At 46.1% G+C, this 14,806-nt stretch carries 11 protein-coding genes and 1 rRNA gene; 2 read left to right on the forward strand and 10 right to left on the reverse strand.

Features of this window, described 5'->3' with window-relative positions:
* Positions 1-135: ribosomal RNA gene (locus VLX91_09560) — 16S ribosomal RNA — on the reverse strand; the annotation flags it as partial.
* Between the two features lie 502 nt (positions 136-637).
* On the opposite strand from VLX91_09560, the gene VLX91_09565 reads away from it, so the two are divergent.
* A complete protein-coding gene (locus VLX91_09565; GenBank protein HUI30451.1) occupies positions 638-1,372 on the forward strand; it encodes a FlgD immunoglobulin-like domain containing protein in 735 nt (244 codons plus the stop codon).
* A 284-nt stretch (positions 1,373-1,656) separates the two neighbouring features.
* Positions 1,657-2,166, forward strand: a complete 510-nt coding sequence (locus tag VLX91_09570) for a hypothetical protein (GenBank protein ID HUI30452.1) — start codon at positions 1,657-1,659, stop codon at positions 2,164-2,166.
* 209 nt (positions 2,167-2,375) lie between these two features.
* Here the strand turns inward: VLX91_09570 and VLX91_09575 are convergent, their stop codons facing one another.
* The 9 genes from VLX91_09575 to VLX91_09615 all read right to left on the reverse strand — a co-directional run.
* The gene (locus VLX91_09575) at positions 2,376-5,135 is read right to left on the reverse strand and encodes a carboxypeptidase regulatory-like domain-containing protein (GenBank protein ID HUI30453.1); all 2,760 of its coding nucleotides are present in this window, start codon (positions 5,133-5,135) and stop codon (positions 2,376-2,378) included.
* A gap of 75 nt (positions 5,136-5,210) precedes the next feature.
* Positions 5,211-5,591: a response regulator gene (locus VLX91_09580; protein HUI30454.1), complete on the reverse strand. Its 381-nt coding sequence runs from the start codon at positions 5,589-5,591 to the stop codon at positions 5,211-5,213.
* A 10-nt stretch (positions 5,592-5,601) separates the two neighbouring features.
* Complete coding sequence (locus VLX91_09585) at positions 5,602-6,891, reverse strand: type II and III secretion system protein (protein ID HUI30455.1); 1,290 nt, start codon at positions 6,889-6,891, stop codon at positions 5,602-5,604.
* A gap of 13 nt (positions 6,892-6,904) precedes the next feature.
* Positions 6,905-7,789, reverse strand: a complete 885-nt coding sequence (locus VLX91_09590) for a hypothetical protein (GenBank protein HUI30456.1) — start codon at positions 7,787-7,789, stop codon at positions 6,905-6,907.
* 7 nt (positions 7,790-7,796) lie between these two features.
* On the reverse strand, positions 7,797-9,323 hold the full coding sequence (locus VLX91_09595; protein HUI30457.1) for a hypothetical protein: 1,527 nt from the start codon (positions 9,321-9,323) through the stop codon (positions 7,797-7,799).
* A gap of 21 nt (positions 9,324-9,344) precedes the next feature.
* Entirely contained in the window at positions 9,345-10,586 is a 1,242-nt protein-coding gene (locus VLX91_09600) for a PilT/PilU family type 4a pilus ATPase (protein HUI30458.1), read from the reverse strand.
* A 204-nt stretch (positions 10,587-10,790) separates the two neighbouring features.
* Positions 10,791-12,599, reverse strand: a complete 1,809-nt coding sequence (locus tag VLX91_09605; protein ID HUI30459.1) for a GspE/PulE family protein — start codon at positions 12,597-12,599, stop codon at positions 10,791-10,793.
* Entirely contained in the window at positions 12,596-13,936 is a 1,341-nt protein-coding gene (locus VLX91_09610; GenBank protein HUI30460.1) for a type II secretion system F family protein, read from the reverse strand. Before VLX91_09610 ends, VLX91_09605 begins: the two co-directional genes overlap by 4 nt.
* Positions 13,937-14,539: 603 nt before the next feature.
* Positions 14,540-14,806, reverse strand: a 267-nt coding sequence (locus VLX91_09615) for a hypothetical protein (GenBank protein HUI30461.1), incomplete at its 5' end; no start/stop codon positions are given.

The raw sequence follows: 14,806 nt of genomic DNA on the forward strand, positions 1-14,806 counted from the left end.
GAAGGCATATTGCCTACGCGTTACGCACCCGTGCGCCAGTGACACTAACGTATTGCTACACTAGTGCCCCTCGACTTGCATGTGTTAGGCACGCCGCCAGCGTTCGTCCTGAGCCAGGATCAAACTCTCCGTGGTAAAAAAACTTCTGAGCCATAGGCCCATCAGCTTTTCGCTGAGAGTTCGCCTGACAGTGTTTCTGTTTGTCAAGGCTGAACCTTAAAATCAAATTGACTTCTCGCTGTGCACAGACTTGTCAAAGAACTCTTTCAACAGATAGAAAAAAATCGCCCCCAAGAACTCATGAGGGCGCTTAGCAATCAAACTTTTTCAAAAACTGTTACGACAAAAAGTCGTTCAAAGCGTTAAAATATATACTACATATCCCGAAAAGTCAAGCACAAATGCCGTTTATTTTGAATATTTGTTTAGGTGCCTATGCACCTCGGTAGGTAGGAATTTCCTGCAACGGGTAATAATTTCAGGACAACTTTTCACGGCAGGATTCATTACAATAATCTAGTGCTGATTGGAAGCATGAAAATAAATTTTTCGAAACCCATTCCCCGCTCTTTGCCAGTTATACGAGCGGCATGTGTATTGCACCTAATAAAATTGAGATTTCAAGTTGAGTGATCAAATGGAAACAATAGAAAGAAGTTTTGTCATTGAAAAGGGACAGGTTAAGATTCCGTCTTACACTGTAAGGTTCCGGAGGAACTTTGCACCTTCTGGCACATCGGATGCGCAAATGAAATTTGTCGTCTCTCACAACAGCATCAATGCAAAATTGGTTAACAAAGATCCGATTGCCGCACTGAGATTTGAGATCGAATTTAAAGACAAGTTTGTTTATAGACCAATCACTTTCAGCCATCGCATTCAAAGTCTCAACAGTTACATAAATTTTCAGGACACTTTTTTGACGATCGTTATTCTCGACATCGACGGCAAAGGAATTCCGACGGGTGACGATACGATCGCAAATATCCCGATCGATGATCGGCAAGATTTTCAAGTGACCGGAGCTTATGCCTCAACGCGCACAACCGGGATAAAGGAAATTGAATATACCGTTGTCAACGAAACTGACGAAAATTTTATTACGCTTGAACAAAATGATCCAAACCCATTCAACACAAGCACAAACATTGAATTCTGGATCGCAGAAGACGCTGAGGTGAAAGTTGTGATGTACGATGTCGGCGGAGCCTTGGTGCGTACCCTTCTCGATTCACAGCTTAGATCGGGGACACATGAAGTGGAATGGGATGGAAAAGATGACAGCGGGAATCCTGCCGAGTCCGGAATTTACCTTTGCAAGCTTTATGCCGGGGTCTACAGCGTAACTAAAAAGATGCTATGCCTTAAATAAGTTTCCCTCCAAGCCAACGCTCAACAAAGGGGTACGAACTCGGAAATCGTACCCCTTTTTCATTTTGCGTTAAGAAAAATACCTTATGACATCCCATCTCATGCCAAGTAAGATTTTCCTTTCGGCCGTAATAATTTCACGAGGCTTTTATTGCCAAGATCCATGTCGTGGATGGAAACCGATTTAGAGAACGGGTTTCTCATAAGTCGAGTGCGAGGTTGCCCGGAAACGAAAGTGGCATATACGTTGCATGATTTAGAGAAACAACAGAAAGGTGTGTCCCAATGGAAAGACTAATGAAGGATGTTATTGCTGAAAACACAATTGCCGAGGTTTCCTCACATTCCTTGAAATCGGGGACAAGTTTGGCGTCAACCGAAGACTCCGATGCCAAACTCAGTTTCGTGGCCTCCCGCAACAGTATTGACGTAAAATTAATTAATCAAGAACCGGTATCCGCTTTAAGATTTGAGATCGAATTTAATAGCAAGTTTGTTTTCCGACCGATCACTCTCATCCCGCGCATTCAAAATCTCAATAGCAACATAAACTTCCAGGATAGTTCTCTGAAGGTTGTGATTCTTGATATTGATGGGAAGGGAATTCCAATAGGTGCAGGCACGATTGCCAGCATACCTATTAAGAACCAACAAGAGTTTCAAGTGACCGGGGCATACGCGTCGTCACGAACCGCAGGGACAAAACAAATTCCTTACAGCATTGTCAATGACGAAGATGAGGATCTCATTTCCCCGCAGCAAAACAATCTAGATTCATTCGGCATTGGGTACTAAGCGTAGTTGCAAGTTGCAGTTAATGTTTGCGAGAAAGATGTAAATGGGGTTCGTTTTGCAGGAGCCGAACGTTGAGAAATAAAAATCACCCTGGCAGGTTGTTCGGCTAAGCCAATGTTCAACAAAGTGGTACGACTTCTAGTTTCGTACCACTTTGCTGTTTTTGCCGGAGCTATTCGATTTCAAAACTCCGACGGGCCCTTAAGTTCTTAAGGCTCTAGCACTCCGGTGAATGTATTTGACCAATCCCCGTTGTCAGTATTTCTTCCGTTGACGGTGACCGTTACAGAGAAATTTATCGTATACGGAACGTTCTCCGATCCGTAAACGGCAAGAGCAAAGTCCGTGCTTCCCGCGCCGCGCGTCAGGTAGTCGCCCAATATTCCGGGTAAGCCATCCGCACTGATTTTCCAGGTCAATCCCGAATTATTTGGAGGTGCCTCAGCATCGACGGTTGCTGTTATGACTGTTCCAGATTCAAGCGGATTCCCAAATCTATCTGATATGTGGACCATAACAATTACAGTCGATCCGCCGCTGTGAATATACACAGGACTAATGGACAATGAATCATTAAACAGAATTGGTCCCGCCGTTGCCGAGAGGCATACGAGGCCACTGTCGACTACGATGCTTCCGTTCTCGCCGTTCGTGAATGATTTGGCATAGACATAACCCGTCCCCGCTCCCTGATAAGTCGGATCGCCAGCAAAATTGCCATCGAGTAGAGGTAGCAGTGGATCTGTCGGACCTCCGAACACAGCAGGATCGAGACCGTAAGCATGGGCGAGTGGCTTACCGCTATAGAGGGTCGCGTTTGTATGACCGGATGCGTCGGTCTGTCCAGCTGCAGTCATGACACCACCAACGGGATTGCCATGCCCATCACCTGTGGTGAAGTAAACGGCAGTGCCTGGTGCTACCGGATTTCCATACTTATCTCCCGCCTGTGCTGTGAAGACATCGGTCCTTTCTGACCAATCATATCCGGCAAAATTCAATTTCTGCACGTTGAGCTCGAAGTGCGCCTGGTCAGGCAAACCGCCGTCTATGGTAATCAGCACCGGCGAAGATTGAACTGTCGCGCCCGTTGAAAGCGTCAGCTTCGCAAATAGCTGAACGGTGCCTGCAACAGTTCCGCTGTTCATGGTCGTGTATACCTGTCCAGACCCGTCTGTAATGCCATAGGTAGGCGTGACGTAAGCGCCGGTTTGCGGATCACCTGTAACCGGAATTCCGGTCGGCACGAAGACCACTGTGTCCCGGTGGTTGATATCGATGGGGAATCCCAAACTATCTAAGACCTGCCAGGTCAATACACTCGTTTCATTTCTTCCAACCCCGTGGATTGAAATCTCCTGGTGAGTTATGCTCACCAGCGAAATGGACCGCGCAATGCCTCTGGCCGTGCTGCTATCTCCACCGACAACGGTCGGTTTCGCGTTAAGAGCAACATTATCAGCAATGGTTTGACCAGCATTCACAGAGAAATTAATCAGGGTATCATCATAGCTGTTTAATCTAAACAACAGGGTCCCGGACACGGAAGACAATCCCTGCAGGTTCAGATCAAATGAATAGTATCCGCTATAAGATGTCGTAGTGCTATCCACCTTTATCGGCGTCGTTAGGTAAACAGACACCCCCTTGATCGGCAGGGCGCTATGGCTGTCTGTAACGTAGCCGGTGAGATGGGATGTAGTCAAACCATTATCTATTGAAACCAGAATATTACCGAGGTTGTTTGCTCCCAGCACGAATGTGTGAATGAATTGGTAGACTTTGTATCCAGGTTCAGACACTGTCATGGTCGCAGTGATCGAATCCAAATCGAAAAGATTGACAGCGAGACTGAACGAACCATCAATAAAGGTCGTGGTTGAATCGAGAATGACAGACGACACCGATCGCTTGTGGGATTTGAGACTTGAAAAGAACTTCGAATTTGAACTCACAGTCCCGGTGAGCGCGACAATCACTTTTGCACCCGAAAGGACGTACCCGCTGAGACTATCGCGGACTCGGCCAGTGATGATAGCATAATTATAGTTCGAAGTCATAACGACGTTCTCCGTCAGTGATTGTCCGGAATTTATTGTAAAGTTCACCGACGCATCATTGTAGCCGGTCGATTTAAATGTCAGGGTCATTGGAGCAGAAGGAAGTCCCTGAAGGTTTGGATCAAACCTATAGGTACCGTCTCCAAGAGTTTTTGTGCTGTCGGTTCCTATAGTTGATGAAAGAACGACTGACACGCTTGGAATCGGCAGCCCTGTTCGGCTGTCTGTGACTAGACCCGAGAGGTGCGCAATAGTGGAACCCTTGTCAACCGAGAGAAAAATTGTTCCGACACTGTCCGTTCCACTTCTGAGCAGCAGTGAGTTTTGATTATACGTCTTAAACCCCGGTTTCGATATCGTCATCGACGTTTGCAGCGTGCTGAGCCCCTCAAGATTGATATAGATCGTGAATGCCCCATTCTGGAGGGTTGCCGCCGTATCGACTGCGCCAGGTAATGTTATAAGCACAGATGCACCCGAGAGAGGATATGTACTCGCACTGTCCTTGACCACACCGATAATTTTTGCATAAAAGGCGGGGTTGATATCAAGGACTATGGGAATGTTCATGTCACTCTTCACGTTTATGTTGCTATACGTTTTGGAAATGAACCCGGTGGCAGAAACAGTCAAAGTCACATTCACACCGACCGTGTCGGAGGTAATTTCTATGGGGGGAAGTTGAAAAGTCCCGTCGTTTCCGGTGTAAGTTGTGTCGACTGTGCCCCCATACCTTAGGATCACCGCTGCGCCCGTGACAGCAGCTGAAGTCAGGGAACTGGTGACAGTCCCAGATATAGCGGCAGACGTAGGCACAGTTGTCCCGACAATATTATTCTTCTTACATCCCCACTGAGAAATTATCATTGTAATACTGACAAGAAGCAGTGTACCGTATCGAAATTTCATGACAACCTCCGAATTATGATTCTGAATTTTGAATGTCGAATCCTAAATTCTCAATTCAAAACTTAAGATCTAAAATTACTTTCCCAGAGCTCTATTAATAGACGTGAGAATGTCGTCGAGATCGTATGGTTTGCTGACAAAATCTGAAGCCCCCTGCCGCAACGACTCGATTGCATTTTTCACGTCGGCGTAGGCCGTAAGCATAATTACTTTAGTTTCAGGGACATTCCCCTTGACAAACTTCAGAACTTCAAATCCATCCACTCTCGGCATTTTTATGTCCAGCAATATGACGTCGAATTTTTCTCTCCGCTCAATCTTCTTTCTTATCATCTCAATCGCTTCATCACCATCTCCCGCACTCTGAACATCAAATGCTTCCGCCTCCAATTCACTTGCAAGAAGGAATCTCAATGCGTCTTCATCGTCAACGATAAGGATTTGGGGTTTTGACATTAAGGCCTTCTCACTTTCCACTCTCCGAATCATATTGTTTGATTTTCTGATCAAGATCCTGCAGCTGCTGTTGGAACGACTTCATTGGCGGAGGACCGGATTTGCTAAGCTGATCATATCGCTCTTTCAACGTCGGCAGAATAGTCGCTCTCATTAAGATTATCAGTTCCTTGTTCTGAACCGTTGTATTATCGGAGCCTGTCAAGTACTTGATCCCAAATACCCACCAGGGTAGATCTTTTAGAACGGGAATTCCCTCGCGGAGTGAAGAGACATTTGAACTGTACAAGCCTCCGATCGTTGTCTGTTCTCCGTTCAAAAGCAAGACTTTTGTTCTCGCCTGTTCGGTATTTACTATCTGACCGGTTTGTTGGCTCCCACCCAGCGAGCTGTTTTGTAAATCCAATTCGAGGCTTATGAAGTCTATGCTATCCTGTGTAAACACTGTTGGGACAGCCCTCATTATTATTCCGGCATTTTGCATCTGCTGAACCGTGTTCCCCGCGAAGTCCTTGTTGGTCACAAAAAAGTTAACTCCCACTTGGACGTTGCCCTCTTCACCCGACCTTACCGTTACATTAGGACTAGCGAGAATTTTGCCCAAGTTTTCAGATTCTAAAAGGCCGAATAAAGCGGAGAGGGTTCCGAAATTGTTGACGTTGTATGCCCCTCCAACGTTCAGATCTCCATTAACGCTTGGTATTCCTTGCGTAACGGTGGCACCTGCATTTATCATGGCATTGGGAGTCGTGATCCCTCCCGCGCCGCCAAGCGCACTGAAATTGTTCCATGTACCTTGAATGACATAATTTATGTTTATGCCCCGTGAATTGAGTTTTGTAAGGTCGGCTTCAAAGAAAACGGCTTGTATGCTCACTTCTCTCGAATCTAGAGTCGGAGCTCCTGCAGGAAGGGCCGGTTTCTCTTCTTTGACAGTCACCTGCTGCTGTTGCTGCGGCTGGCCTGATATAACTTGTATATAGCTTTCGTACTCCTTGTACCACAGTCCATTAGTTCGCAGGATCGCTTCAAGCGCGTCGAGCCACTGCATCCTGTCGATGTCGACTCCAATGGGATTTGTATGATTATCCGGATCCACAATAATCTTGTTTAGGAACTTGCGGCTGTAACTATCCAGGATGGTAATCGCCTGATTAAACGGGGTAGTCGACGCAATACTTACCATTTGCTGGGGAGAAACATATTCATGCCGCAGTTCTTTTGGCACAGTATTGATTTGTGCTTCCGATTTTAATGGCCAAATAGAAACAACAATCAAAACAAGTAACAACTTTTTCATTTTCGTCCCTCTGTTACTTTCCGAATCTGACCTTCAGAGTCTGCCGGTCAATAATTCCGCCTTTGTTCAATGTAAACTCGGCTTCATTTTTATTAGCATCTATTTTTGTCAAATACCCAAGATATACTTCGTCTCCAACTCTGAGAATGTACCCCTTCCCGTTTTGATCGACGATAAAAATCTTGTCCGACATTACGGCTCTAAGATCTGATCTTTCGACGTCGACGAGACCTCGCAAATTCGGAGGTGGTTCGCTGGATATTAAGGGTTTAAGAAAATTCAGACCAACTCCAACCGTTTTGTAAAAAGTCTGATCAGGGCCCGTGGACTCAGACGTAATGCCAGCAGCTGACGAGTAATACGCATGGAGTTGCATAGTGAATGGAACGATCGTCGTCGGCTTCTCCTCTGTTTCCTCTCGCACCTCGTGACCGCTCAAGGTAAGATCCTCGATTTTATACAGCAGCCTCGCATGTTCGAGATACCAGATGAACTTAAAGAGATTTTCGTAGCTTGTTTCTCCCTTTAGATTATAGTCATTGTAACCGTACTTGTCGAACGACTTCGCACCTTGATAGAGCATGTCGAACTTCACGAATCCACTTGCATCCATTACTCTATTCAGATAAGCATAGGTAAGTGCGGTTGTGTCGTTTGTCGGAATCACCTTGAACTTCTTAGAATACTTAGACTTCATGTCGGCTAGTTTCTGTTGGGAATTTTTGAGCTCACTTTCGAGGGCGGGCCGTTCGCTGATTACGGCGTCGAGTTTTTTCCCTTCAGCGACAAATTTCGCCTTCTCCTTCGGTTGCACCACGCCGGTCAGATAAAATCCAACGCCGCCAATCACCGCCAGAAATGCCGCAAGAACTATCGTATTTCTTAGAGCATAAGACATTGCGCCCTCACTTTTCCACAAACTTCAGATCTATCTGGAAATCATAGACCATCTTACCACGTATATCGGCGACCGTGACCTTTTTCAATATAGAGCCGGGGTAAAGCATCGCAAATTGCGGAATTCGATCACGGTAAACCGCAAACCCCTCGATAGAATATGTATTGTCATTGATTTTGTGCAGGTCGGTCAACCAAATGCTCCCGACGTCCTGAACAGACTTTGAGAGAGAGCCGATAAGATTGGACCATCTTTCCGTATTTGGCAGGAGTTGGTCGAGAATATCCCCGGCGCTCGAGTATTTTGAGAATTGAGATTGCACATCAGCAATTTGTGAACGCAGCGCGTCAACCTCTGCTGCCTGCGCTCTCTTCACAACCACATCGGATTTGATTTTAGATATTTCGTTTTGGTTCAAGGCAAAGTTGTAAGTGAAATAGAATGTGGAGCCGAAAACAAATATCGACAGAACTAACCCGTGCCAGGCAAGCTTGAAAATCTTCTGACCTTCCAAGATCCTACGCGGCGTAAGATCCGCTACATAGTACGTGCGCGTCTTTCCGGTCGCCGCACGAACGGCACTCGCTATCGACGCTGCGTATTGCGGGACAAGATCCGAACCGCCGGCTGGAAGCTGCGAAGAATCGACCCTATAAAGCTGCAAGTAATCTACCTCAGCTCCAACGAGCAAGGATGAAAGAAATCCTTTTATGTCGAAGTTTTTACATTCACCGCACAGGATAACTCTATCAATCCGCGGCAAACTCAGATTATCTTGGCCGAGCAGAATCCTGCTGTAAATTGTGTTTTGAACGCTGAACGAATCCGCACCTTCGCCTATGATCGGAGCGACATTGAAAAGGCCTCTTCCCCTCATAAAAATCAACCGGGTGTTCTCCATGCCGACATGAACAATTACTGTGACCTCATCCACCCTCAGTGGATAATTGTTTCTCACGAGATTTACCAACGCAACATCACTGCTCTCGACGAAAGCAATTTTCGGCATCCTGTTTCCCAGGAATGGCTTTGCGCTCATGACCAGGTCCAGGATCGGTATGTCCTGTTCTCTTATGACACCGATGTAGTTCCCTTCGGCGGTCGTCGGCAATAGCTGAATCCGATCCGACGTTATTCCCGATCTTGTGGCCTGTAACTCTTCAATAATTTTGGCAATTATTTTCTCGGGTTTTTGTTTGCCGGGGATCTCGACTGGATGGTAAAATACGTATGGCTCAGCTATCGACAACGCCACGACGCTTTTTCTTTTCCGGTATCTTGAAAATATCTCGGTAACAATAGCAGAGTTGGCCTCGGTCTGAGGAGCTTCCTGAAAACTCTGCTGCGTCACATCTATAGTCTCAGTGGATGAATCAAAACCAGCACCGCTTACTGCGGCGGCAACCTCCAGCTTCTGAGCAAGCTTGGCATCATGCAGGTCCATCAAGACCATCCTGCTTCCATGCCTGACGACTTGGGCAACTTTCAAGTCGATGCCGTCTGCAAAAAATCCTAAAGCGCTATGAGATGCCATGATACTCTCCTTACTTTACACTTACATCATTTGCAGGAGTTGTTCCATCCTGCGTTTATTGTTTGCATAATTCAATGCGGTGTCTCTTGAAACCCTTCGCTGTACGTAGAGGCGTTTCAGATCCTGTTCCATGGTGATCATTCCGATATCGGAACCTTCGGCAATCATCTGATAAATTTCGCTGGTGTTTTTATTCTTGATCGCCGCCCTAACGGATGCGTTTGCGATAAGTACCTCTTTTACCAGGACGCGCTTCCCATCTAAACTTGGGACTAACTTCTGCGAAACCACGCATTTCAATACATCCGCCAATCGTTGCCAAACGCGTTCCTGTTCCTCCGGCGGCACCTCCGCAACTATTCTATCAATGCTTTCTACGGCGGAGGCAGTATGCAATGTTGAAAACACTTTATGACCGCTGTCGGTAATTTCAAGTGCAGTCAAAATTGTATCCGAGTCGCGCATCTCGGCGATCATCACGATGTCCGGGTCCTGACGTAAAGCTTCAATGCATCCTTCCTTAAAAGATAATGTATCTCGTCCCACTTCCCGGTGACGAATAATGCATTTGTCGGATTTGTGAACATACTCAATGGGTGAACCGATAATGACAATATCTCCGTTAACATCGTGATTGTTCATATCAATTACTGAATCGAGCGTCGTGCTTTTTCCAGAACCTGTGATACCTGTGATAAGTATCATTCCTTCCTTCGTATGGCGGAGTGCAAGAACTTTCAGGACTTCCGGATGGAAGACCAGCTCGCTGATTGGGTAAATTTTATCATTGATCGCGCGCATGTTCAGCGCGATTTCCTCAAGATCGAGGTAGGCATCCGCACGATAACGAAAGGTTTCGTTCTTGACGGCAAGGGCATAAGAGAAATCAAGGTTGCGTTTGTCATAAAAAAACTGCCTTTGACGATCGCTCAATATGTTCTGTATCAATAGACTAGTTTCGTCAAGTGTGAACGTACCCCATGCATCGTCCGGCCGCTTTGCCCCGAATACCCTGTACCAGACCTTTCCCTGAGCTCCGTTTCCGCCGATATCGAAATCTGACGCCTTGTTCTCCCGCATCTTCAGGAGTATGCTGTTAAGCAAACGCCTCAACTCTACACGTTGATCCTCCGGAAGATTTGCAATCATATTTCCGACAAAAATATGTCTCTCCATCCCACGGACAATCTCAGAAATTTGCGTCGTGAGCTGTTTCAATAGGTTTCTTGCGCCGGCTACTTCAGCAGTAACAACTGTTTCCATCTTATCTTACATTTCTAAAATAGTGAATTACGATATTCAAATCCTCCACCGTTCAGTTATCCCTTCGAATTTCTTTATAAGCCTCGTCAGTATCCATGGTTTAGTTCTTTTGTGAGTGACCTCCGATAGGATTTTGCTCGTTGCTCGCAAGCTCATCATAAACAGCCTTTTCCATTCTGAAATTCAGCAACCCGCATGTCTGGATCAATCTTCTGTTGTGGTTGCTGCAACTTCTTCCATCGTCGATATGCCTTCGAGCACACGATTTATTCCTGCACGACGAAGTGTCCACATGCCATCTTTGATCGCCTGTTCGCGAATCCGGTCTTCGTCGATATCCGAGCCGGCAGTCATGATAATGTGTTTCATCTCTCTCGTCATGTACAAGGCTTCATGTATGGCCGCGCGGCCCTTGTAACCGGTACCGCCGCATTTTTCGCATCCGCCAGCTTTGTACAGTGTATGTTCCTTCAATTCATTTTCCAAGAAACCAAATCTAATATATGTATCGTGATCAATCTCATCTTTATTCATGGCCTTCTTGCAGCTTTCGCATAGCGTCCTGACAAGACGTTGAGCAACTATTATGTTCACCGCACTTGCAAGTAAGAAAGGCTCAATTCCCATTTTGTAAAGCCTGGCAATGGCACTCGGTGCGTCGTTCGTATGCAAAGTTGAGAATGTGAGGTGGCCGGTATTTGCTAGTTTTACCGCTATGTCCGCGGTTTCCTTGTCTCGAATCTCTCCGACAAGAACGATGTCAGGGTCGTGTCTTAGAATTGACCTTATCGCTTGCTCAAAATCCATTTTAGGTCCGATACGAAGCTGTCTTGCACCTTTGATAATGTACTCCACGGGATCTTCAACAGTAAGGACATTCACAGTTGGATCAATAACCTGGTACAGCGCCGCGACGAGCGTGGTAGATTTGCCGCTTCCGGTAGGTCCAGTAAGTATGATCATTCCCTGAGGCTGCTTGATCGCCTTATAAAAACTTGTGTGCGCGGGACCTTGCAGTCCCAATTTCTCCAAGTCGGTTATAACTTTTCTATCATCAAGAACACGAATGACTATTGTTTCAAATTTGTGCTTAGTATCTCCGGAAACCATCGGAAGTATCGATACGCGGAAGCGAATCCAGTGGTCATCTATCTTTCTCTGGATGAATGCGTCCTGCGCCGATTCGCGCTCAAATCTATCTGCGCCTCGGGACCGATCTTTTACAACGGCGGAAACCGCTTCCGGCAAAACTCCATCCTGCGTGTACCATAATCGCAAGTCGCCATCAATTCTAAAATGGATATCCGTCTTGCTTCCATCAATCGGAACAACGTGGACATCGCTTGCCCCTTTCCTGACAGCCTCGACAAGCATTCCCTCGACGAGATTGATGAGGACGCTCTTGTTGATCTCCGCTTCAAGTTGCTGTTCGTCAAGTCCTTCCTCTTCAATTGGAGTCACCTCACCAAGTTCTTCCTGCGTAGAACTCGAAAGGACTTTAAGAAACTCATTCTCTGGAGGGAAGACTTTATCAATAAGTCCCTGAAGGTCCTTCAACCGCACGTACGCCACTTCATATCTTTTTGCGGCAAAGCTTCTCGCCAGGCGAGGTATCTCTTTGTTGGTGGGGTCAGCCGCAACTATTATAAGCTTGTCGGGGCGTGCTTCATCGAACTTAAGCGGAAGCATCTTGGCGCCGATGATTTCATCCTTCACATTGTCGCCTGATTCGACAAGCTTCTTTATGAAATCAATTCTTTCGGGATCAATTACTTCATCGGCAAGATAAATTTCGCGGAAGCCATAGAGATTAGCAACTTCCTTGAAAACCAAATCGTGCTCTATACTGAAATCCGCCACAAGAATCTGAGCAATGGGCCTTCTTATTTTTATGTCTTCCGACTCTTTTTTCTTTATGGCTGATTCCAAGGTCTCGTAATCTATTATACCCTTCTTCAGAAGCGTGTAGCCTAACTTATCACTTATATCTATTTCAGGGAGCTGGCTTTTCACTCTATTCCCGGCTGTTTTGGATGTATCAACGCAGATTCAGAAGACACAATCGTAAGTGCAATCATGACCACCATAATAATCAACGAAACTATTACCTGCACGAAATCGATCACGTTCTTTAGCTTGTATCCTGTCTCCTTTTCATAATAGTTGGCAAGCTGAAGTGCGGTGGCACGTACGGTTCCCGTTTCAGCTCCACTGTGAAACCGCGATATCGCCGTCTCGGTAAATACTCCCGTCGCAGCAAGCGATTCGGTTAATCCTTTTCCTTGAGTAACCATCATAGGTATGGCAATAGTTTTTATTTGATGTTCCATATATTTGTTGCCGCAGGCTTCCGCTGACAACCTGATAACATCTATGTTCTCTCCAGAGCCGCCATACATCGCATAAAAAACTCTACAGAAAATCTCTATGTTTTGTTTATGAATCAATCCTCCGATGACGGGCATCTTTATCATATATTTTTCGAGGAGAAACCTTCCCCTTTCAGTCGTCACGAATCTTGCTACAAAGATTCCGCCGGCAAGGAACATAAGTGCCATCCACCAGAAGTTTCGAGTAAGAAAATGACTGAGCTGCAGTGTCGCCGCGGTCATTGGCGGCACCTGCCCGAGCTTAGCAAACAATTCCGCTGTGGCAGGGAAAATATATGCCACATAGTATATCACGGCGATCAGTAGAATGAACATGGTGATCGCGGGCATGATAAGAGCGCTCTTGAGACTCTTTTTAAACTCGGCTTGTCTTTCCAAGAATTTTGCCGTGCTCTCATAGATTTCTGCCATGTTACCGCTTTTTGAAGCCAGGCCGAGCATGTGAGCAGTGAATTTCCCCAGGACCCGCTCATGCTTGATAAATGACTGCTCGCTATCTTTCCCTTGCTTCAAATCATTATTGATATCCCTGACAGTTTCCCTCAACGTTTTGTTCTGAATGTCATTTGATAAGAGTTGAAGTATCTCGTTGTATGGCAACTTCTCGCGAATGAGGTCGGCACTAACTCGCACAAATGTCACTATCTCTGTGGAAGGCGGCTTAGGTTTTACATCAAGAAATTTCCGTTGGACAGAAAGTACCTTGTAGTCCATGCGCTCCAATGCCTGAACTACTTCTTCGCGCGAAAAAGCCTTTTGTTCCCCTATGACAGGTTTTTCATAACCTCGTCGCACTCTGTAGATAAAAGTGGTACGAGTCCGTAGATCGGTAACTTTAAACTGGTTCTTTTGAGCAAGGTCAGTTATAAGTTTCCGCGCCTGATTACGGCTTTCGGCCGAGACGACACCCTGCACCGTTCGTCCTCCCGGCTTAACTCCTTGAAATCTAAACTCCGGCACCTATCGCCCTCCTCGATTGTATGATTATTCGACTAAACGCCTATTTCAAAAGGATCTCTCATTTAAGTCCCCGATACAATTTCCGCGAGATCTCCAAATGTAATTCTATAAAGTTTTTTCTGTTACAGATCCGATTTATCCGTCCCTCGACAAAAGCCGAGACGGCATTCACTGATTCACGCTCACAACACTTGCAAACCATCAATCTCATGTCCTTTCTACATCTAAATCCTTCCAACCACCGGCTTTCAAGCCGGCTAGCAGTTCTTATGACTGCCATGATCACCTATTCAATACAAACAGACGGCGCCATGCAACACTGTCTTGCCGTTGATGCATAAGTCAAGCTAAGCACGCAAGGTCTTTAAAACAATTTAAACCAAAAGTAATGATAAAAATCATCTTGCTAGAAAATTTACTGCCCTTTTCCATCAAATTCTAACCGCTTCCTACTCGACATTTCAAAGAACTCTACACCCGCAAACAAAAGGCCCCGGATTGGACCGAGGTCTCCTACCTGTGGTAGTCAAGAAAGAACGAGGGCAGCAGATCATCGGTCAAACCCCGAGAGCCACTGCCCACTCGAATCACAAAACGTTCTCTTTAGTTGACGACTGACGCCACTATTGCATTATTCGTGACCGTCACGTACGCCTGAACCTTATGCGTGCCATCATTCCCGACTTCTGTCCCCCATCCGCAGATGTATAGAACGGTATCTGTAACTGCTGGCGGGGTCGCATTGTCTCCACCCGCATTGCCACCGTAATTGGTGATGCCAGAAAATGCACTCGGGGCGGTAGCCACGTTATTGCTGACAGTGTACTCTCCGTTGCCGTTGGATGAATCTACTGGAGCGATGTGAAATCC

The sequence above is a fragment of the Candidatus Acidiferrales bacterium genome (genome assembly GCA_035515795.1).
Lineage (GTDB): Bacteria > Bacteroidota > Ignavibacteria > Kryptoniales > JAKASW01 > JAKASW01.

Bases quoted from the DNA above. Each gene is read 5' to 3' on its own strand.
- VLX91_09565 (HUI30451.1), top strand. From the start codon at position 638: ATGGAAACAATAGAAAGAAGTTTTGTCATTGAAAAGGGACAGGTTAAG.
- VLX91_09590 (HUI30456.1), bottom strand. From the start codon at position 7,789: ATGTCTTATGCTCTAAGAAATACGATAGTTCTTGCGGCATTTCTGGCG.
- VLX91_09595 (HUI30457.1), bottom strand. From the start codon at position 9,323: ATGGCATCTCATAGCGCTTTAGGATTTTTTGCAGACGGCATCGACTTG.
- VLX91_09585 (HUI30455.1), bottom strand. From the start codon at position 6,891: ATGAAAAAGTTGTTACTTGTTTTGATTGTTGTTTCTATTTGGCCATTA.
- VLX91_09600 (HUI30458.1), bottom strand. From the start codon at position 10,586: ATGGAAACAGTTGTTACTGCTGAAGTAGCCGGCGCAAGAAACCTATTG.
- VLX91_09575 (HUI30453.1), bottom strand. From the start codon at position 5,135: ATGAAATTTCGATACGGTACACTGCTTCTTGTCAGTATTACAATGATA.
- VLX91_09570 (HUI30452.1), top strand. From the start codon at position 1,657: ATGGAAAGACTAATGAAGGATGTTATTGCTGAAAACACAATTGCCGAG.
- VLX91_09580 (HUI30454.1), bottom strand. From the start codon at position 5,591: ATGTCAAAACCCCAAATCCTTATCGTTGACGATGAAGACGCATTGAGA.